The 17,839-nt window shown below is 65.7% G+C and carries 22 protein-coding genes; 8 read left to right on the top strand and 14 right to left on the bottom strand.

All coding sequences use genetic code 11. The features are described 5' to 3' along the window. Positions 1 to 68 precede the first annotated feature (68 nt). The 3 genes from E5198_RS09000 to E5198_RS08990 form a co-directional block, all read right to left on the bottom strand. Positions 69 to 563: a Dps family protein gene (locus E5198_RS09000; RefSeq protein WP_136489663.1), complete on the bottom strand. Its 495-nt coding sequence runs from the start codon at positions 561 to 563 to the stop codon at positions 69 to 71. Positions 564 to 592: 29 nt separating this feature from the next. Then, positions 593 to 1,552, bottom strand: coding sequence for a ZIP family metal transporter (locus E5198_RS08995; protein ID WP_136489662.1), 960 nt, complete (start codon positions 1,550 to 1,552; stop codon positions 593 to 595). A 201-nt stretch (positions 1,553 to 1,753) separates the two neighbouring features. Next, positions 1,754 to 2,746: a cytochrome-c peroxidase gene (locus E5198_RS08990; RefSeq protein WP_136489661.1), complete on the bottom strand. Its 993-nt coding sequence runs from the start codon at positions 2,744 to 2,746 to the stop codon at positions 1,754 to 1,756. Positions 2,747 to 2,975: 229 nt separating this feature from the next. Here E5198_RS08990 and E5198_RS08985 point away from each other — a divergent pair, with 229 nt between their 5' ends. The 6 genes from E5198_RS08985 to E5198_RS08960 all read left to right on the top strand — a co-directional run bounded on the left by E5198_RS08985 (position 2,976) and on the right by E5198_RS08960 (position 7,182). Then, positions 2,976 to 3,596, top strand: coding sequence for a cyclopropane-fatty-acyl-phospholipid synthase family protein (locus E5198_RS08985; RefSeq protein WP_136489660.1), 621 nt, complete (start codon positions 2,976 to 2,978; stop codon positions 3,594 to 3,596). Positions 3,597 to 3,712: 116 nt separating this feature from the next. Further along, complete coding sequence (locus E5198_RS08980; RefSeq protein WP_136489659.1) at positions 3,713 to 4,123, top strand: hypothetical protein; 411 nt, start codon at positions 3,713 to 3,715, stop codon at positions 4,121 to 4,123. A gap of 124 nt (positions 4,124 to 4,247) precedes the next feature. Further along, entirely contained in the window at positions 4,248 to 5,282 is a 1,035-nt protein-coding gene (locus E5198_RS08975; RefSeq protein WP_136489658.1) for a histidinol-phosphate transaminase, read from the top strand. Next, positions 5,282 to 6,016: a ZIP family metal transporter gene (locus E5198_RS08970; protein ID WP_136489657.1), complete on the top strand. Its 735-nt coding sequence runs from the start codon at positions 5,282 to 5,284 to the stop codon at positions 6,014 to 6,016. Before E5198_RS08975 ends, E5198_RS08970 begins: the two co-directional genes overlap by 1 nt. A 41-nt stretch (positions 6,017 to 6,057) precedes the next feature. Then, positions 6,058 to 6,516 (top strand): DUF2202 domain-containing protein, encoded by a 459-nt coding sequence (locus E5198_RS08965; RefSeq protein WP_136489656.1) that lies wholly within the window; start codon positions 6,058 to 6,060, stop codon positions 6,514 to 6,516. A gap of 24 nt (positions 6,517 to 6,540) precedes the next feature. Continuing rightward, positions 6,541 to 7,182 carry a class I SAM-dependent methyltransferase gene (locus E5198_RS08960; RefSeq protein ID WP_136489655.1) on the top strand — a complete coding sequence of 214 codons (642 nt, stop codon included), beginning with the start codon at positions 6,541 to 6,543 and terminating at the stop codon, positions 7,180 to 7,182. Here E5198_RS08960 and E5198_RS08955 read toward each other — a convergent pair. The 11 genes from E5198_RS08955 to E5198_RS08905 all read right to left on the bottom strand — a co-directional run bounded on the left by E5198_RS08955 (position 7,179) and on the right by E5198_RS08905 (position 17,151). After that, positions 7,179 to 7,775 carry a cytochrome b/b6 domain-containing protein gene (locus E5198_RS08955; protein WP_136489654.1) on the bottom strand — a complete coding sequence of 199 codons (597 nt, stop codon included), beginning with the start codon at positions 7,773 to 7,775 and terminating at the stop codon, positions 7,179 to 7,181. The genes E5198_RS08960 and E5198_RS08955 overlap by 4 nt on opposite strands. A 1-nt stretch (position 7,776) precedes the next feature. Further along, positions 7,777 to 9,360 (bottom strand): tetrathionate reductase family octaheme c-type cytochrome, encoded by a 1,584-nt coding sequence (locus tag E5198_RS08950; RefSeq protein ID WP_136489653.1) that lies wholly within the window; start codon positions 9,358 to 9,360, stop codon positions 7,777 to 7,779. Positions 9,361 to 9,425: 65 nt separating this feature from the next. Continuing rightward, a complete protein-coding gene (locus tag E5198_RS08945) occupies positions 9,426 to 10,550 on the bottom strand; it encodes a glutaredoxin family protein (protein WP_136489652.1) in 1,125 nt (374 codons plus the stop codon). Between the two features lie 24 nt (positions 10,551 to 10,574). Then, entirely contained in the window at positions 10,575 to 11,777 is a 1,203-nt protein-coding gene (locus tag E5198_RS08940) for a hypothetical protein (protein ID WP_136489651.1), read from the bottom strand. Positions 11,778 to 11,794: 17 nt separating this feature from the next. Further along, positions 11,795 to 12,763 (bottom strand): SLAC1 anion channel family protein, encoded by a 969-nt coding sequence (locus E5198_RS08935; protein WP_136489650.1) that lies wholly within the window; start codon positions 12,761 to 12,763, stop codon positions 11,795 to 11,797. A gap of 4 nt (positions 12,764 to 12,767) precedes the next feature. Next, positions 12,768 to 14,183: a dihydrolipoyl dehydrogenase gene (locus tag E5198_RS08930; RefSeq protein WP_136489649.1), complete on the bottom strand. Its 1,416-nt coding sequence runs from the start codon at positions 14,181 to 14,183 to the stop codon at positions 12,768 to 12,770. A gap of 92 nt (positions 14,184 to 14,275) precedes the next feature. Next, positions 14,276 to 14,902 (bottom strand): peroxiredoxin, encoded by a 627-nt coding sequence (locus tag E5198_RS08925; RefSeq protein WP_256659016.1) that lies wholly within the window; start codon positions 14,900 to 14,902, stop codon positions 14,276 to 14,278. 78 nt (positions 14,903 to 14,980) lie between these two features. Further along, on the bottom strand, positions 14,981 to 15,847 hold the full coding sequence (locus tag E5198_RS08920) for an MBL fold metallo-hydrolase (RefSeq protein WP_136489647.1): 867 nt from the start codon (positions 15,845 to 15,847) through the stop codon (positions 14,981 to 14,983). A gap of 142 nt (positions 15,848 to 15,989) precedes the next feature. Further along, complete coding sequence (locus E5198_RS08915) at positions 15,990 to 16,178, bottom strand: DUF2892 domain-containing protein (protein WP_041110318.1); 189 nt, start codon at positions 16,176 to 16,178, stop codon at positions 15,990 to 15,992. A 39-nt stretch (positions 16,179 to 16,217) separates the two neighbouring features. Further along, positions 16,218 to 16,757, bottom strand: coding sequence for a rhodanese-like domain-containing protein (locus E5198_RS08910; protein WP_136489646.1), 540 nt, complete (start codon positions 16,755 to 16,757; stop codon positions 16,218 to 16,220). Positions 16,758 to 16,770: 13 nt separating this feature from the next. Continuing rightward, a complete protein-coding gene (locus E5198_RS08905) occupies positions 16,771 to 17,151 on the bottom strand; it encodes a rhodanese-like domain-containing protein (RefSeq protein ID WP_136489645.1) in 381 nt (126 codons plus the stop codon). A gap of 339 nt (positions 17,152 to 17,490) precedes the next feature. Here E5198_RS08905 and cydP point away from each other — a divergent pair, with 339 nt between their 5' ends. Together cydP and E5198_RS08895 are read left to right on the top strand one after the other, a co-directional pair. After that, positions 17,491 to 17,706 (top strand): cytochrome oxidase putative small subunit CydP, encoded by a 216-nt coding sequence (cydP, locus tag E5198_RS08900; RefSeq protein WP_102053028.1) that lies wholly within the window; start codon positions 17,491 to 17,493, stop codon positions 17,704 to 17,706. Then, positions 17,703 to 17,839, top strand: a 137-nt coding sequence (locus E5198_RS08895; protein WP_136489644.1) for a cytochrome ubiquinol oxidase subunit I, incomplete at its 3' end; no start/stop codon positions are given. The genes cydP and E5198_RS08895, both read left to right, overlap by 4 nt.

The raw sequence follows: 17,839 nt of genomic DNA, 5'->3' as shown, positions 1-17,839 counted from the left end.
GCCCGAGCCGTGCCAAGGCGATATAGGCACGGCTGGCCACTGGCTCCCGCCCGAGTCAGCTGGAGTGCTTATTCCTCGAGCAGGCTGCGCAGCATCCAGGCAGTCTTCTCATGAACTTCGAGGCGCTGGGTGAGCAAGTCGGCAGTTGGCTGGTCATCGGCGGCATTAACCAGCGGGAACAGCTTGCGTGCGGTGCGTGCGGTCGCTTCCTGGGCTGCGACCAGATGGCGGATCATGTCGGTCGCTTTCGGTACGCCTTCCACTTCCTTGATCGAGGCCAGCTTGACGAACTCCTTGTAGGTGCCCGGTGCCGGGTAGCCAAGGGCACGAATGCGCTCGGCGATCATGTCGAGGGCATTCCACTGCTCGGTGTACTGGGTCATGAACATCGTGTGCAGGCTATTGAACTGCGGGCCGGTCACGTTCCAATGGAAGTTGTGGGTCATCAGATAGAGCGTGTAGCTGTCGGCCAGCAGGCCGGACAGGCCCTTGACGATCTTTTCGCGATCATCAGCGTTGATGCCGATATCGATGGTTTGGGTTTTTGCTTTCTTGGTGGCCATGGGGGTCTTTCCTCATCGATTGGTGGGTTCTAGCCCAGGGTGGTGTCCAGCACCATCATCAGGGCAAAGCCGGCCATCAGGCCGAGGGTTGCCGAGGTTTGATGGCCGTTGCGGTGGGTTTCCGGGATGACTTCATGGGAGACGACGAACAGCATCGAGCCGGCCGCCAGGCCCAGTCCGATCGGGTAGGCCGCAGCCAGCCCACTCGACAGGCCGACGCCCAGCAGCGAGCCGACCGGCTCCAGCAATCCGCTGAGCGCCGCGACTAGGACGGCGAGTGCCGGGGTGAATCCAGCGCTCCTCAGGGCCAGTGCGACCGCCAGGCCTTCCGGGATATCCTGCAGGGCGATGGCCGTGGTCAGCGGCAGCCCGACGCTCATGTCACCCTGCGAGAAGCTGACCCCGATCGCCATGCCTTCCGGGAGGTTGTGCAGGGCGATGGCAAAGACGAACAGCCAGATACGCCCGCAGCGTTCGTGACCTGGGCCACAGGGGCCGGTCTTGTCGTGCTCGTGGGGAATGAAGGCATCCAGTCCCAGCATCAGCAGCACGCCCATTCCCATGCCGAGCACCACGATCCCGGCGCCGAGGGCTGCGTTGCCGACCACGGCCGTGCCGGCTTCCAGGCCAGGCAGCAGCAGCGAGAAGGCGCTGGCGGCCAGCATCATGCCGGCGGCCAGTCCCAGCAGGCTGTCTTCAATACGCTGAGGCAGGCTGCGCAGGATCAGTGCCGGCAGCGCTCCGATTGCCGTGGTGGCGAAGCCTGCCACGCCACCAAGCAAGGCCGGCAGCAGGCCGGGCGGCGGCGTGCCAGCGATGACCAGCGTGATGCTCTGGGCCAGTAGAAACAGAACCACCAGCAGGGCGAGGCCAAGCCCTGCGGCGATCAGCATGTGCTCGCGCACGTGATTGCGCAGCAGCTCCAGCCAGCCCGATTTGGGGGCGGCGATCGCTACTACGCCGTTGCGCGGAGTCGCTCTGATAGTCATAGCAGCTCCAGCAGCGTGGCGGCCCCGCCACCGTTGTTCTGATATTCGACGAGCAGAGAACCCGTGGCCAGTTTCCTTTCGCTCATGCTGTTTTTCCTTGCGCGACAATTTTGTGGCGTCGAGCGGCACCGGTAGCCGCTGTCGAGAGGGTTTCTGGTTCGCATGAAGGGGGGCACCTCTGCAAGCGTAGTACCGCAAAGCTCAATCGAACGGCTTGGGCTGCGGAGTGTCGTTCGTCGATGGTGGCAGGATCGGCAGGGTGAAGCTCGGCTGCTCGCCGGTCAGGGTCTTGAGGAAGGCGGTGATCTTGCCGACCTCCTCGTCGCCCAGCTTGCGTCCCAGTTGCAGGCGGGCCATGACGTCGACCGCGTCTTCCAGCTTCCAGTAGGCACCGTCGTGGAAGTAGGGGTAGGTCAGCTCGACGTTGCGCAGGGTCGGCACCTTGAACTTGAAGCGGTCGGCATCCTTGCCGGTCAGCGCAGCGACGCCTTCGGCCGGGTTGTCGGTCTTGTAGGGCTCGACCAGGCCCATCTTCTGGAAGGAGTTGCCGCCGACGGCCGGGCCGTTGTGGCAGGCGACGCAGCCGGTGTCCTTGAACAGCTTGTAGCCCTCCAGCTCGGTCTGGGTCATCGCTTCCTTGTCGCCCAGCAGCCAGCGGTCGAAGCGCGACAGAGGGGTGACCAGGGTCTTCTCGAACTCGGCGATGGCATCGGTCACCTCGTTGATGGTGATCTGGTCGACCTTGTAGACCCGCTTGAAGGATTCGCGGTACTGCGGGATGGAGCGCAGGGTATCCACCGCCAGGCTGTGGGTGAAGGCCATCTCGCCGGGGTTGGCGATCGGGCCGGCGGCCTGTTCCTTGAGGTCGGCGGCGCGGCCATCCCAGAACTGGGCGACGTTCATGCTCGAGTTGAGCACGGTCGGCGAGTTGATCGGACCCTTCTGCCAGTTGTGCCCGATGGAGGTCTGCAGGTTGTCGCTGCCGCCCATGCTCAGGTTGTGGCAGGAGTTGCAGGAGATGAATCCCGAGCGCGACAGGCGCGGATCGAAGAACAGCTGCTTGCCGAGTTCGACCTTGGCCGGGTCGGTGACCTTGGCTGGCAGGATCGGCTGTATCGGTTCGTTGCTCGGGGTCATGGCCCAGGCGTTGATGGCGCAGAGCAGGCTGGCGGTCAGTGTCAGGGTCTTGTTCATGAGGCTTCCTTGATCGTCTTCCTGAGTGTTCTTTGATTATCCATACCTGCCTAGACGGAACCGTTGCTCCGGATCAGGGAGGCCAGGTTCCGGCTCTGGAACGCACCTCGTGGTTCGAGAGTCCACTTTTTCATTTAACCAGAAATACTGGGGAGGGTATATTGCGGATCATTCCCATTTAATCTGCGCCAATTCATCGGCATCCCCCGAATCAGGAGAACGACGACTCATGCATGCACCAATCGAGCACTGGAACGAGCGCTACCAAGGCGATGACTACCTGTTCGGCACGGAGCCCAATGTCTTTCTTGTCAGCCAGCAACAACGCTTCGTGCCGGGCATGCAAGTACTGTCGGTGGCCGATGGCGAGGGGCGCAACGGTGTCTGGCTGGCGCAGCAGGGAGTCGAAGTGCTGGCCGTGGAAGGTTCGCCGCGGGCCATCGACAAGGCCCGGCGTCTGGCGGCCGAGCGCGGAGTGAGCCTGCGTCATGAGCAGGCCGATCTGCTGGCCTGGGATATGGGCGTCGAGCATTTCGATGCAGTCGTGGCGATCTTCATCCAGTTCGTTGGTCCCGAGCAGCGTGCGCGGATGTTCGCCAACATGCAGCAGGCATTGAAGCCGGGTGGCCTGTTGCTGCTCGAGGGCTATCGGGTCGAGCAGCTGGCCTACGGCACCGGTGGCCCAAGGGATCCGGACAATCTCTACACGGCCGAGCTGCTGCGCGAGGCCTTTGCCGGGCTGGAAATCCTCCATCTGACCGAGTACGACACGCCCATCGAGGAAGGCAGCGGCCATTGCGGCATGTCGGCGCTGATCGACCTGGTGGCGCGCAAGCCGCTGACGACGTAAGGCCCGAAAACGGAGGAGAAAGCCTCACGTTGTGCCCCATGTGCCATGCTGGTTCTGATGTTCTCGCCAGCCTCCGTACGGAGGCGTGGCAAACAGGCGAAGTCAGAGAGGGGAGCATGAGCGACAAGACGGAAGGTGGCCTGCAGGCCCTGGCTGACCGGTCGGCGCCCTTCGCGTTCAACCTGCGCCGGCTGCGCGGCGAAATGCCGATCTGGGCCGATGCGCAGCGCCACCCGCAGATCCGCCGGGAGGCGTATATCTGGCTGATCGGCTATCTGGCCGCGCTGGCCGACCACCAGTTTCTGCCAGAGGGCGAGTGTCGTCGGCTCGAGATCGAGCTGCTTCGGCTGCTGGGCAAGCCGGAGTCCGACTTGCAGCCGATCGCGCAGGACTTGCGCACCATCGCCGGCTGGTTGGAGCAGGGCGAGGTTGGCACGGCCCTCGATGCGCTCAAGGCGACCCTGTGGGCGCTGGAGTTCGATCCCGACCATCCGCTTGACCTTGGCCGGCCAGACGGTAGGCCGTAAGCGTCGTTCCGGACGGGTCGTTGCCCCTTGCAGCTAGGTATCGATCGGCTATGGTCAATCCGTGGTTATCGGCTGGAATCATGCGCCCTGTGCGCTCCTGGCGACACTGACGGAGGACTTTCCCATGGGTGGCGTTGCCGAGAAAGGCGGTGGCAGCTTCGAGGGCGTCAAGCTGTTGCTGTGCGAGAACCCGCTGCCGCCGATCGACGAGGCGCTCGCTGCTGCCAAGGCCGAGGTCGTCCGTGGCAACTACTACACCGAGCCTTATTCTGCGCCGCTGCGCGCACTCATCGCCCAACGTCTCGGCGTGCCCGAGCGGTTGGTGCACATCAATGCCGGCTCCGAACTGATCCTGCGCCAGCTGTTCGACCGCTTCGGCCAGAATGTGCACCTGCTGACGCCGACCTACACGCTGTTCACCGAGATCGCCCAGCGCTATAGCGAAACCTGCCTGTCGCCCTTGGATAGCTTCGCCTTTGATCTTCAGCAGCTGGCGATTCCCGACGGCACCACCCTGGTGGTTATCGTCAACCCGAACAACCCCAATGGCGGCGTCTTCGACATGACGCCATTGCCCGGCCTGCTGCGCCGTCATCCGCAGACCCTGTTCCTGGTCGACGAGGCCTTCATCGGCATGGCCGGGGAATCGGTGGCCCACCTGGTGCCCGGGCATGCCAATCTGTTGGTGACCCGGACGCTGTCCAAGGCCCACAGCCTGGCCGGATTCCGGGTCGGCTACGCCATCCTCCCCGAAGCGATCGCCGACGATCTCAACAGCCACAACGATGCCTATCCGCTCGCCCGGCCGAGCCAGGCTGCGGCGCTGGCGACCCTGCGCCATGAGGAGCGGATTCGCCAGCGTGCCCAGCAGTTGCGCGTCTGGACGCAGGAACTGGCCGAGCAGGTGCGCGGCCTGGGTGTGCGCACCTATCCGACTGAAACCTATTTCTTCCTCGCCGACTTCGCGCCGCACGATGCGGCGATAGTCGCCGAGCGATTGAAGGCGCGCGGCTTCCTGGTCAAGCCGCTGAACGACGAGCGCCTCGGCCTGGGCTTCATGCGCATCACCACTGCCTTGCCCGAGGACAACCGGCGTTTCGTCGCCGCGCTGGAGGAGGTGCTGCTCAACGGCAGCGGTGCGACGGCGCAGGTCGAGTGATGGAAAACACCTTCTGGACCGCACTGGCCACCAGCAGTCTGGCTGGGCTGGTGACCTCGCTCGGGATCTACACGATCCGCAGGTTCTCGGACTGGGGGCATCGCAACACTACCTATTTCATGTGCTTCGCCGCGGGGGTGCTGATCTCGGCGTCCTTCCTGCACATCATCCCCAGGTCGTTCTCCATGAACCCGCAAGCGCCGATCTGGCTGCTGGTCGGCTTCATGGGCCTGCACCTGTTCAACCGCTTCATCACCGCATTCGTGTGCGAAAAGGACCCGGACAGGAAGGAGTACGCCATCGGCGTTGTCCCCATGCTCGGCATCGGTTTCCACTCCTTCATCGACGGTTTCATCTACTCGATTGCCTTCACGGTCAGCCTGCTCACCGGCTATCTGGCGACCGTGGGCATGGTCCTGCACGAGTTTCCCGAAGGCATCATCACCTACCTGCTGCTGGTCCGCGGCGGAGTCAGCGAGCGCAGCGCCCTGTGGCTGGCCTTCATGGCTGCCGCGGCCACTACCCCGCTGGGCATGCTGGTTTCCTGGCCGTTGATCAGCGTCATGGATCGGGAAACCCTGGGCACCTTGCTGGCGCTTTCCGCGGGCGCCCTGGTCTACGTCGGCGCCACCCACCTGCTGCCCAGGGCGGAACAGGAGCAGAAGCGGTTCAGCCTGGTGGCCCTGGCGGGGGGCGTGATGGTGGCGGTGATCATCGTAGCCTCGCATGTCTGAGACACGGCTCTGCATTCAACTGATACCTGGAGGGAATCGACATGGATGGATTGAGTGAAGCGGAAATCCGGGTGCTCCACGAGGCGCTCGACGACGAGTACAAGGCCTGGGCCACCTACGACCAGGTGATTGCCGACTTCGGCGAGGTGCGCCCTTTCAGCAATATCCGCGAGGCCGAGGCACGGCATATCCAGGCGCTGCTGGGCCTGTTCGCGTGCTACGGGCTTGCCGTGCCCGACAATCCCTGGCCGGGAAAGGTCGAGCGTTACGCCAGCCTGCAGGCGGCGTGCGAGGCCGGGGTCGCTGCCGAGATCGCCAACGCCGAGCTCTACGAACGACTGCTGGGCGCGACCCGTCGCCCGGACATTCTGGCGGTGCTGCGCAACCTGCAGGAGGCCTCGCAGCAGCGACACCTGGCGGCCTTCCAGCGCTGCGCGCAAGGCGGTGCAGGTGGATGCGGCCGGGGCGCCGGACGCGGCAGGGGCCGACAGCACTCCTGAACCTTAAGCGAGAGGTAACCTCAGATGGCCAGGGCAGCACCCTTCGAAGAGCACCACGAGCGTTATGAAGCCTGGTTCGGCAAGCATGAGCCGGCCTATCTGTCGGAACTGCTGGCCTTGCGGCCTTTCGTGCCCTGGGAGGGGCGCGGCATCGAGATCGGTGTGGGCAGCGGCCGCTTCGCGGCGCCGCTAGGTGTGCAGGTTGGCCTGGACCCTTCACCCGCCATGCTGGCCTATGCAGCGGCGCGTGGCATAGAAACGGTGGAAGGCGTTGCCGAGCACCTGCCATTTCCAGAGGACAGCTTCGATCACGCCTTGGTGGTCACCACGATCTGCTTTGTCGACTCGCCCACGGCCATGCTGCTTGAAACCAGGAGGGTGCTCAGGCCCGGTGGGCACCTGGTGATCGGCTTCATCGACCGCGAGAGCACGCTGGGGCAGGCCTACGTGCAGCGCCAGGCCCAGAGCGTGTTCTATCGGGAAGCCACCTTCTACTCTGCCGATGAGGTGGAGCGGCTGTTGCTCGACAACGGCTTCGCCATCAATGCCTGGGGGCAGACCCTGGCGCCGCCGCTGGAGGAAATACGCGAGATCGACCCGCTGCGCCCGGGGCGCGGCCAGTGCCCCTTCGTGGTGGTGGCGGCGAGCAGCCAGCGCAGCGGTTAGTGGCGTTCCTCCCAGCCGCTGATCATCGCGCGGATGTGCGCCAGCGGGGTGTGGCCGGTGGTGGTCAGGTACACATGCACGATCAGGAAGATCAGCATCAGGAAGGCAGCGAAGGTATGCGTCAGGGCCACCTGCTCGAGGCCCAGCCAGGCCGGCGCGTGGGCCTCCAGGCGCCCCCAGAACAGATAGAACAGGCCACTGACCCAGATCAGGGGGTTGATCAGCACCAGCACGCCCAGGTAGGCGATGCGCTGCAGCGGGTTGTGCTTGCGCTCGCGGGTGACCTTGTAGGGATGCGGGGCGCCAGTGAAGATGCCGTGGGCGTAGTACAGCGCCACCCGCTGGATGTTGGCCAGGGTCGGGATGTACTGCCGCCACTGCCCTGTGGTGAAGTGCCAGAAGATTGCGAAGACCCACAGCGCGATCAGCAGCCAGGCAGCCGTCTCGTGGGCCTCGACCGCAGTGCGGAAGTCGAGCAGGGTGTGGCTGCCGTGGATGGCGAAGCCACTGAACAGCAGGGTGATGATCAGCGCCGCCTGCGACCAGTGCCAGAAGCGCTCGAAGCGGGTGAACAGGTAGAGGCGCTCGGCCATTTCAGTACCTCCTTCTGTGCAGGTGCGCGACGATGCGCAGCAGGCCGTGGATCAGCACGCCGAGCAGGGCGAGGCCGGCCAGGCTGAAGCCGAGGGTGTCGAGCAGCGGATTGCGATCCTTGCCCGGCAGCCAGATGCCAGGTACGGCCGCCAGGCGGCTCTGGCTGGAGTGACACTGCACGCAGTCCAGGGCCTGCTCCTTGGGCGCGACCATGTGGGTGATCGGCCACAGCATCTGGGTATCGACGAAACCGAATTGGCCGCTGTAGGGCGAGCCGGTCGCATCGGCACCGGCTTGCAGCGCCTTGCCCCAGTCGAAGTTGTACCAGAAGGCGGTATCGTCGGGGGTGGCCGTGTGCGGCACCAGCAGGGTCATGTGCTGGGTGTCATAAGGCTGTCGGCTGTGGAAGGTCTTCACCGGCCAGATGCGTGCATCCGCGGTGCCCGGCGTGCCGTGGAAGGCGTTGATCGGCACTCGCGTGCTCGGGTCGATCCTGGTGTCGGGCTGCACATAGGTGACCGTGCCGTCGAACCAGACATAGTCGGGCACCACGTCCTCGCCGAGGACGAAGTCGCCCTTGCGGCTGTCGTAGACCACGTGGCCCTTGGTGTCCTTCGTCAGGAACGGCTTGCCCTCGGCGTCCATCTTTCCGGCAGCGGACCAGTCCCAGGCCATCTTGGTCGGCACGCCGCCGCGGGCGAAGGTCGGGATGTGGCAGCTCTGGCAGGCCAGGGTGCGAGTATGGTCGTTCAGCCGACCGGCGTGCAGCACATTGCCCTGGTGCGGGCGGTCGCCGTGGCAGGACTGGCAGGTCGAGGGGGTGCGCGCTCGGCGCTCGCCGCGAATGATCGGTGCGTGCGGATCGGCGGCAGTCACGCTGATGCGGCTGCCGGCGATCTTGTGTCGATCGGCGACATGGCAGGTGGAGCAGCTGAAGTCGAGGCCGTCGCTGGCCATATGCACGTCCAGCTCGCGGCTCGGTGCGTTCAGCGACGAGTCGAGGTCGCCGTGTTTCACGCCGTCGCCACCGCCGCCGTAGTAGTGACAGGCACCGCAGGTGCGCCGCGATGAGGCACCGACGCTGCGCGCCACCGCGGCCAGGTCCACCGGGTCGACGAACTGGCCGGAGCCGGGCGCGGTCTCGGTACGCACCAGCGGCGGGTGGCCGGCCAGGCCGGCAAGCTTCAGGTAGTTGCCGGTGTTGTGGCAGGCCAGGCAGTCGACCTTGCTCTCGTCGCTGAAGTCGAAGCTGGCGTCCTTCCAGCCGTAGCCGACGTGGCAGGACTGGCAGAACGCCTCGTTGGAGCGGTCGCCGATGCAGAAGCCGTTGAGCATGGTCTTCTTGCCCAGGCGCTGGCCGGTGTCCGGGTTGGTGTAGTCCCAGGTCCAGTGGCGGGTATCCATCACCTGCTTGGCCGCCTCGGTGTGGCAGCCGAGGCAGGCACGGGTGACCTCCTCGCCGCTGGCGAAGGGGCCCTGCAGCTCCTTGAAGCGGCTGTGGTCGGCGGTGGCAGCCAGCGCCAGGGCAGGCACCAGCAGGATCAGCCAGAGCAGCCAGGCGGTTGCCTGCCGTAAATCTGTCATGAGCACCTCTCGCCATTGGGCCGCGTGCGGGCTGCCACTGCAACCATAGTTCATCGGTGCCGGCCTCACCCCTGCAGCAGCCACTGCGGGCGCAGCAGCATGACGGCGCCGAGCGCCAGCATGACCGAGCCGCTCAGCGTCTTCAGGCCACGTCCGGCCGACTCCGACAGCTTGCGGCTGCTCAGGGCGGCCACTGCCGTGGTGACCATCAGCGCGTCGTCGGCGATGTAGCCGAGGATGTACAGGCCGAGGTAGGCATAGTGGGCTAGCGGCGTCAGTCCCTGCTGGGTCAGCACTGCGGTGTAGATCGCCGGCAGGCCGGCGGTGCACAGCAACTCGATGAAGTTGACTACCACGGCCAGGGCCGCCACGCCGGCGAGTGCGGGCAGCAGGCTGTCGGCCTGCAGGATGGCGCGCATGCGCGCGTACAGACCGGGCTTGGCGCTGGTAGGAATCGACAGAGTGAAGTCGTTGCCTGGACGCAGGCCGTCGCGCAGGTTGACCAGGCCGATGGCGATGGCCACGGCGCTCAGCGCCCAGACCAGCAGCGTCGACAGGCCGACCAGCAGGAACAGGTTGAGCCAGGCGGCCATGAAGGCGTAGTAGACCGCGCCGCTGACCAGCACGAAGGTGCCGGCGACCAGCGCCATGCGCGCGCGGTCGTGCAGATGCACCAGCAGCGAGAGCAGGAACAGCAGCACCCACATGGCGCAGGGGTTGAAGCCGTCGAGCAGGCCGAGGGCGAGGGTGAACGTCGGCAGACCGAGACGCTCGACGCTGAGGGTGCCGAACAGCCCGCTTTGGACACTGGTGAGTGCAGGCTGACCGTCAGCGAGCAAGGCGAGCAGTTGTGCGCCGCTGTGTACGGCGTCGTCGAAGCCCACCAGCACGCGGTCGCCGACCACGAAGGTCGGCACGCCGGGCGGCCAGTATCCGGCCTGGCGGGAGATGCGCAGCAGGTCGTCGCGGGCCCCGGCGTCGCGGTCGACCTGTCGCAGTACGATGCGCAGCTCGGGGCGCTCACTGGCCAGTCCTGCGAGCCAGGTCTTGGCGGCGGCGCAGTGCGGGCAACCGTCGCGCACGTACACTTCCAGCACCGGCGTTTCCGCGCGTGCCTGGGCACAGGCCAGGGCCGGCAACAGGACCAGCAGCGCCAGCAGCCAGCGCAGTACTGCACTCACATCCTTCATGCACTTTCGCTCCTTGTGCTGGCGTCAGCCATCGACGCCGGCGATGCGTACGTTCCGGTGCAACAGCAGATTCCAGGTCAGGCGCAGCAGCGCCGCCAGGGTCGCCAGCTGGATTGCGGCGAGGAGCGCGATGCCCGCCCAGTAGGCCGCACCGAACGGGCGGATCAGTCCGCCGCCGACCCAGACCAGATGCCACCAGAACATGCCCATGACGAACAGGGCCACCCCCGGGCAGATCAGCCCGAAGCTGACCGGGCTGCGCTCGCGGCCGCTCAGGTGGCTGCGCAGATAGCCGTTGAGTTGCATAACCCGATAGCCGAGCAGCAGGACGCCGAGTTGCAGCATGAAGATCCCGGTGAGGGTGACGAAGATCGTGCCGCTGCTCGCCCCGCCGGAGAAGTGATGGCTGAGGCCATGTTGCAGGCGCAGCCATTCGATGCCCAGCAGGGTCAGGATCGGTACCAGCATCCAGATGCTGGGGGTCGCCTGGGGCTGCAGGCCGTGGCTCATCATCGCGCTGATGCCGGTCACCAGCACCACCACGGTGACCACCAGCGACAGCACCAGGAACAGGATCGACAGGATGGCGGCGAGCACCGACACCAGCTTGACGTGGGACATGGCGGCGGGCGCGGCGAAGCCCACCGAGAGCATGGCGAAGGCGAACACCGCCATCAGCGGCGACAGGTGATTGTGCTCCTCGCTGCGGTAGCCGCCCTGCACCAGCATCCGTCCCAGGTAGCGGCCGTAGATGCGCAGCGCGCTCCAGGCGATGGCCAGGAAGGCGAGCAGGGCGAGCGGGAACAGGTACTCGACCAGCGACCACAGACCGGGCACGAACAGCGCTCCGAGGGCGAAGCAGACGTTCACCGTCATCGCCAGGGTCAGCGGGATCGCCATCAGCTGCACCTCGCCCGGCGAGCCACGCAGCGCGGCCAGTGCCTGCTGCGCGGCGCTCGAGCGGTACTCACGGATGTTCCAGGCCAGCAGCAGGAAGTGCAGCAGGGCTAGCAGTGCCACCCCGGGGGCGGCGACCAGCAGCAGCGCGCGCAGCGGCGTGTCAGCCTGCCAGGCGGTCTGCAGGTGCTCCCAGGTCGGCATAGGACTGCCGGCGTGGGGCACCAGCCACATCAGGTACATGAAGAACGAGATCGACAGGCCACCGGCACCGAGGGCCGCCAGCCAATAGCTCGGTTGATAGGGTATGTCACCCGCTCGCTGGAACATCTCGCGCTCCTCTGCCGTCACTCCGGCACGCAGATCCTGCCGGCCAGCGCCGCCAGCACGGTCTTCACCGCCAGTATGGCCACCACGGCGCTCAACAGCACCAGCAGCACCCAGCCCAGCCAGTTGTAGAAGGCCAAACTGCTGCGTGTGGCCATCTCGAAGGTTGCCAGGGTCAGCGCCGCCAGCGGGAAGGAGTAGGCCCAGGCGGAGATGAAGAACGGTACGCGGAAGAAGCGCGCGGCGTTGCTGGCCAGCAGCAGACCGAGGAACAGTGCGGTGAAGTAGAGGATGCGGGCGAAGGCATCCAGGCTGTCGGTCAGCGCCAGCCAGGCGAGGAAGCCTACCGAGGGCGGCGCCAGCAGGATGAACAGGGTCGGCGTCAGGCGCAGCGGCAGCGGCTCGTGGAAGAACAGCCGGTACAGCACGATGGTCATCAGCACCAGCCAGAACACCAGGCCGATGCTGAAGAAGAACCAGCTGATGTCGGCCGGCGCGAAGCCGACCCCGGCCACCGGGATCAGGATGTTGCCGACCACCGGGATGAACCAGGCCGGATTGGCGTGGTTGATCTGGAAGTGCGGGTGGTGGATCCAGCCGCTCATCGCCAGCAGGGTGAAGGCGAGGTGCAGGGCGGCACCGATCCCCCACAGCCAGCTGGCCGCTTGCGGGGCGTCGTGTCGCCAGGCAGTGGCGAGCAGGATCAGGCCGATGGAGATGGCCGGGAAGAAATTCTGCTTGAGCGGATGGGCACGCTCGGCCAGTACCGCGGCCGGATGGCGCAGCAGCTTGGCGGCGTAGGTCAGCAGCAGGAAGGTGAACAGGACGCTGGCCAGCCAGCGCAGCAGGGCGCCTATCTCCTCGGGCACCAGGCCCAGATGACCGGCCTTGAGCCAGGCGATGGCCAGTCCGGCCGCGCCCATAACGCTGGCGAACAGCGCGACCGGGAAGTGGGCGAGGCGCACGTGGGGTTCGCTCGGTGTGTTCATCGCCTCACTCCTCAGCGATCAGACCCAGCGGCAGGTCGTCTGCAGCTGGCAAGCGTTTGGCGATGTCCTGCAGGGCGGTGGCCAGCAGCTCCTCGACCACCGGGTGATAGAAGGGCAGCTGCAGTAGGCCCTGCGCGGTTTCGCCGCGCTGGATCGCCCAGGCCAGCAAGTGGGCCAGGTGCTCGCCGCCCGTGCACAGCAGCGCGGCGCCGCGCAGGCGGCCGCTGTCGGCGTCGGCGTAGACGCTCACCAGATCGTCCTCGCCGCCGAGGATGCGCAGGCGGCCGTTGCTCTCACCGGAGGCGCGGCCGATCAGGATCCGCTGCGGGTCCAGCTCGCCCAGGCGTGCGCCGACCGAGACCACATCCGGGCCGGAGAACACGATGCCCAGCGGCACCTTGCGCTTCCAGCGGCTGCGCAGGTTACGGGCGGCGTTATAGCCGGCGATGGCGCCCTCGTCGGCAGCCTCGTGGAGCAGGGCGCGTTGGCCGTTGGCGTCGCCGGCGATGAACACCGGCCAGTCGCCGAGCTGCAGGTTGGCCGGGTCGTACAGCGGTTCGCCGCGCGGGTCGACGGCGAACCCGGCCTCGGCCAGGTTCAGGCTGTCGGTATTGGGCCGGCGGCCGACGGCCACCAGCAGCAGGTCGACTTCGGCAGCGCGATCGCCGGAGCGCAGCAGCACGCCCTGTTCGGTCGGTTCTACGCTGGCCGGTGGTCCCAGCCACAGGGTCATTTCCTTCGAGAATCGCGCCTGGGCACGTTCGGCCACCTGCGGGTCATCGATGCCGGCCAAGGTACTGCCGCCGACTGCGGTGACCTGGACGCCGAGACGGGCTAGGGCCAGGCCCATCTCTAGGCCGATGGCACCGAGGCCGAGCACGCCGATGCGCGACGGCAACTGTTCCAGCTCGAATAGCTGGTCGGTGGTGACCAGGCGCTCGCGCACTGGCTCCAGCCAGGCCGGCAGGTGCGGTCGCGAGCCGGTGGTGATCACGACGGACCCGGCGTGCACGCGCTGCAGGCCGGCGACGGTGCTCACCTCAAGCAGGGTCGGCTCGATGAAGCGCGCGCGGCCCTCTATCAGCTGCTCGCCTGCCGCCGAGCGTGCCTTGGCGGTGGCGCTGGCAGTGAAGCGGTCGCGCTGGCCGCGCAGCGCCGACCAGGTCTGCGCCAGGTCCAGATGCAGGGCATCACTACCGGTCACCCCGAATTCCGCCATTTCCTCACGTGCCTGCCACAGCGCGGCGGCATGCAGCGCCACCTTGGATGGCATGCAGCCAACCCGTGCACAGGCGGTGCCCAGCGGGCCATGGTCGATCAGCACGAAGCTGCGGCCAGCGCGGCGCACCTCGCGCAGGGCGTAGAGGCCGGCGGTGCCGGCACCGATGATGGCGACGTCGATGCGGATCTCGGGGAGCATGGCAAAGGATTCCTTTCGTGACAGAAACAGGTCACCCCCGGCGCCTGACCTGGAACAGGCGCCGGGGGTGAGGGCCCGCTGGTCAGCGAGCGTTACAGGGTCTTGGTGGAGAAGTACCAGTCGACCGTGTCGTAGCCTTCACCGGCACGCTTCTCTGCATCGTCGGCGGTCTTCGGCGGCGGCACGATCACCGGTTTGCCGGGGCACCAGTTTTCCGGAGTGGCCACGCCGTGGGTGTCCGAGGTCTGCAGGGCCTCGAGCAGGCGTACGAACTCGTCGATGCTGCGACCGTTGCTCATCGGGTAGTAGACCATGGCGCGCAGGATGCCATTGGGGTCGATGAAGAAGGTGGCGCGCACGGCCTGTGTGTCGGCGGCGCCCGGGTGGACCATGCCGTAGGAGCTGGCCACCTTCATCGAGATGTCCTCGATGATCGGGAAGGGGATCTCGACGCCGAATTTCTCCTTGATGTTGCGCATCCAGGCCAGGTGCGAGAACAGGCTGTCGATCGACAGGCCGAGCAGCTCGCAGTTCATCGCGGCGAACTTCGGCGCGGCCTGGGCGAAACCGATGAACTCGGTGGTGCACACCGGGGTGAAGTCGGCCGGGTGGGAGAACAGGATCAGCCACTTGCCGCGGTAGTCTTCCAGCGAGCGCTCGCCGGAGGTGGTGCGGGCCTTGAAGTCCGGGGCCGGCTCGTTGAGACGCGGGAAGTTCATTTGCGGAGCGTTTTCCATGGGTGTTTCCTCTTCGTCTTGCGGGTGGGTATTTCAGTGGAGCATTCGCCGGGCGTTGCCTCAGAGCACGTCCAACGGAATCTTCAGGTAGCGGGTGCCGTTGTCCTCGGCCGGCGGCAGGTCGCCGGCGCGCATGTTGACCTGCACCGAGGGCAGGATCAGGGTCGGCATGCCGAGGGTGGCGTCGCGGCTCTGGCGCATGGCGACGAACTGCTCCTCGCCGATGTCGGTGTTGATGTGCACGTTGCCGGTGCGCTCGGCGCCGATGGTGGTCTGGTACTGGTACTCCTCGCGCCCCGGCGCCTTGTAGTCGTGGCAGAGGAACACGCGGGTCTCGTCCGGCAGGGCGAACAGCTTGTCGTGGATCGAGCGGTACATGGCATGCGCGTCGCCGCCGGGGAAGTCGCAGCGAGCGGTGCCGTAGTCGGGCATGAACAGGGTGTCGCCGACGAAGGCGGCGTCGCCGATCAGGTAGGTCATGCAGGCCGGGGTGTGGCCCGGAGTGTGGATGGCGCGGGCCTTGATGCTGCCGACCTGGAACTCCTCGCCATCGCGGAACAGGCGGTCGAACTGGCGGCCGTCGGTGGCGAAGTCGGGGCCAGCGTTGAACAGCTTACCGAAGGTGTCCTGCACCACGGTGATCTGCTCGCCGATGCCCAGCTGGCCGCCGAGCTGCTGGCGCAGGTAGGGCGCCGCGCTCATGTGGTCGGCGTGGACGTGGGTCTCGAGGATCCACTGCACGCTCAGGCCCTGTTCGCGCACATGGGCGATCAGGCGGTCGGCGCTCCTGTATGAGGTGCGCCCGGCGGCGGGATCGTAGTCCAGCACCGAATCGATCAGTGCGCACTGGCCGGTTGCCGGATCGCTCACCACGTAGCTGTAGGTGTAGGTGGCGGGATCGAAGAAGGCTTCGACGTGGGCGTTCATGGCACTACTCCTGCTGATCTCTTTTATACCCCTGGGGGTATATGTTGAGGGTCAGCCTAACAGTTCCTTGTGCAGAGACAACCGGGAATTCCCTATCGCCGGGATAGGCCGAGCCGATCATGCGAGCGGCTCGGCAGACAGGTCACTTCTTCATCGGGCAGGTCTTGATGCCCAGCAGGGTGTAGGCCGGGCACCAGCCGAGCAGGCCGGTGGCCAGCGGCAGGACGCCGATCCACGCCCAGACCGGACCACCGGCGATGGCCCAGACGATCAGGGCGATGCCGACCAGGATGCGGGCGATCTTGTCGATGCCGCCAACATTTTTTTGCATGGTGTACTGCCTCTTCGCTTGATGTTGTATGTACCGGTGTTACGGCCGGTACATCTTTTGCGGGTTCATCTTCGGGCTCCACGGCAGCCCGGAGTTTTGCCAGCCGTTCTGCAGGCGGAAACCAGCCTGCGGCCCTTCCTTGATCGCCGAGCCCTGGAAACCGTCGATCACGTAGCGCGCGTTGGGGAAACCGTTGGCGCGCAGGAAGTCGGCGCTGGGTTTGCCCCGCTCGCTGCCTGAACGGCACATGGTGACGATCTCGGCGTTGTCATCGAGGCCGCGCTTTTTCAGCTCGGCACGGATTTCGGCAACGAAGTTCGGGTTCTGCGCGATCTTGTAGGTGCCGCGCTGGTCGTCCCAAGCGCTGCGATCCACCAGCAGGTAGGGCACGTTGACGTGCACGGCGTCGGTGAAGCCGACGAACATGATCTCCACCGGATCGCGCACGTCGACGAACAGAAGGCCCGGATCCTGGCGCTGGACGCGCTCGTGGACCTCCTGGGCGGTCACGCCGATCTCGACGGCCAAGGAGCATAGGCTGACAAGGCTCAGGGCGGCGGCAAGCAACAGACGTTTCATGCAGGTTCTCCTCTCACTCGAAGGTCGGCAGGCTTGGTGTCACCATCGCCTTGCCGGCCACGTTCCAGGCGTCGAAGCCGCCGGCGATCGATTGCACGTTCAGGTAGCCCATGTCGTGCAAGGCGCAGGCAGCCAGCGCGGCTCGACCGCTCGTTTTGCAGTACAGCACGATATTCAGATCGCGGGATGACAGTTCCGGGGTGTTACTGAGCCTGAACTCCAGCAGGCCGCGGGGGATGTTCATCGCGCCGGGGATATGCCCAGCGTGGAATTCGTCGGCTTCGCGCACGTCGAGCAGCACGTCGGCGTCGCGGATTGCGGCGTCGGCGGAGTCGAGGTCGATTTCATGGATGCGGGCCTTGGCTTCGGCCACCAGATCATGGGCGCTTTTCACTGTCGACTTCCTGCTTGGTGGATTGAATAGGTAGAGGGCCGTTGGGGGACGAGCTGCGTCGCAGATGAGGTATTCACGGGCAGTCAACCCAAGGGTGAATGGCCGATGAGCCCACGTGACATGCGAGCTAGTCTTCGTACGCTGCGACCAAGTGTCTCTTACCCCTATCCAGATATACCCCACGGGGTATTATGGGGGCAAGCCGAATAGACGATTTTTACCTATGCATATATTTATTTTGCATATGTGCTAGAACTTGAAGCGTATCTGCTCTGCCGAGGCTTGATGAGGCCAGGGGCGCTGTACCCAACGGTAGAGAGCAGGTCAGGAGCTTTCGCTATGCCGCAAGCCAATCCGCCATCCCCCTGGCGCATCCCTCTGGTCCGCGAGATCGGCATCATCCTGCTGATCAAGCTGGCCACCCTGCTGACCATCAAGGCGGTGTGGTTCACCGAGCCGATCGTGCCGGTCAACGGCAGCGAGCGGGTCAGCGAGCGCCTACTCGGCCCTGCGCAACCGCAACCTTTGTCCCTTAACGAGGAGAAGCCGAGATGATCTCGGAAGCCGTCGTCGACCTGTCGCGTCTGCAATTCGCCATGACCGCGATGTATCACTTCCTGTTCGTGCCATTGACGCTCGGGCTGGCCTTCCTGCTGGCGATCATGGAGTCGGTCTACGTGATGACCGG

The sequence above is a fragment of the Pseudomonas sp. A-1 genome (assembly GCF_004801855.1).
GTDB lineage: Bacteria > Pseudomonadota > Gammaproteobacteria > Pseudomonadales > Pseudomonadaceae > Geopseudomonas.
The sequence above is the reverse complement of the archived record's forward strand: the minus strand, read 5'-3'. Positions and strand labels throughout refer to the sequence as shown.

Excerpts from the sequence above, each read along its gene's own strand:
- E5198_RS08935 (WP_136489650.1), bottom strand. The coding sequence starts at position 12,763 with ATGAACACACCGAGCGAACCCCACGTGCGCCTCGCCCACTTCCCGGTC.
- cydP (WP_102053028.1), top strand. The coding sequence starts at position 17,491 with ATGCCGCAAGCCAATCCGCCATCCCCCTGGCGCATCCCTCTGGTCCGC.
- E5198_RS08980 (WP_136489659.1), top strand. The coding sequence starts at position 3,713 with ATGAGCGACAAGACGGAAGGTGGCCTGCAGGCCCTGGCTGACCGGTCG.
- E5198_RS08930 (WP_136489649.1), bottom strand. The coding sequence starts at position 14,183 with ATGCTCCCCGAGATCCGCATCGACGTCGCCATCATCGGTGCCGGCACC.
- E5198_RS08945 (WP_136489652.1), bottom strand. The coding sequence starts at position 10,550 with ATGAAGGATGTGAGTGCAGTACTGCGCTGGCTGCTGGCGCTGCTGGTC.
- E5198_RS08960 (WP_136489655.1), top strand. The coding sequence starts at position 6,541 with ATGGCCAGGGCAGCACCCTTCGAAGAGCACCACGAGCGTTATGAAGCC.
- E5198_RS08920 (WP_136489647.1), bottom strand. The coding sequence starts at position 15,847 with ATGAACGCCCACGTCGAAGCCTTCTTCGATCCCGCCACCTACACCTAC.
- E5198_RS08970 (WP_136489657.1), top strand. The coding sequence starts at position 5,282 with ATGGAAAACACCTTCTGGACCGCACTGGCCACCAGCAGTCTGGCTGGG.
- E5198_RS08955 (WP_136489654.1), bottom strand. The coding sequence starts at position 7,775 with ATGGCCGAGCGCCTCTACCTGTTCACCCGCTTCGAGCGCTTCTGGCAC.
- E5198_RS08965 (WP_136489656.1), top strand. The coding sequence starts at position 6,058 with ATGGATGGATTGAGTGAAGCGGAAATCCGGGTGCTCCACGAGGCGCTC.
- E5198_RS08985 (WP_136489660.1), top strand. The coding sequence starts at position 2,976 with ATGCATGCACCAATCGAGCACTGGAACGAGCGCTACCAAGGCGATGAC.
- E5198_RS08910 (WP_136489646.1), bottom strand. The coding sequence starts at position 16,757 with ATGAAACGTCTGTTGCTTGCCGCCGCCCTGAGCCTTGTCAGCCTATGC.
- E5198_RS09000 (WP_136489663.1), bottom strand. The coding sequence starts at position 563 with ATGGCCACCAAGAAAGCAAAAACCCAAACCATCGATATCGGCATCAAC.
- E5198_RS08995 (WP_136489662.1), bottom strand. The coding sequence starts at position 1,552 with ATGACTATCAGAGCGACTCCGCGCAACGGCGTAGTAGCGATCGCCGCC.
- E5198_RS08990 (WP_136489661.1), bottom strand. The coding sequence starts at position 2,746 with ATGAACAAGACCCTGACACTGACCGCCAGCCTGCTCTGCGCCATCAAC.
- E5198_RS08975 (WP_136489658.1), top strand. The coding sequence starts at position 4,248 with ATGGGTGGCGTTGCCGAGAAAGGCGGTGGCAGCTTCGAGGGCGTCAAG.
- E5198_RS08950 (WP_136489653.1), bottom strand. The coding sequence starts at position 9,360 with ATGACAGATTTACGGCAGGCAACCGCCTGGCTGCTCTGGCTGATCCTG.
- E5198_RS08925 (WP_256659016.1), bottom strand. The coding sequence starts at position 14,902 with ATGAACTTCCCGCGTCTCAACGAGCCGGCCCCGGACTTCAAGGCCCGC.
- E5198_RS08940 (WP_136489651.1), bottom strand. The coding sequence starts at position 11,777 with ATGTTCCAGCGAGCGGGTGACATACCCTATCAACCGAGCTATTGGCTG.
- E5198_RS08915 (WP_041110318.1), bottom strand. The coding sequence starts at position 16,178 with ATGCAAAAAAATGTTGGCGGCATCGACAAGATCGCCCGCATCCTGGTC.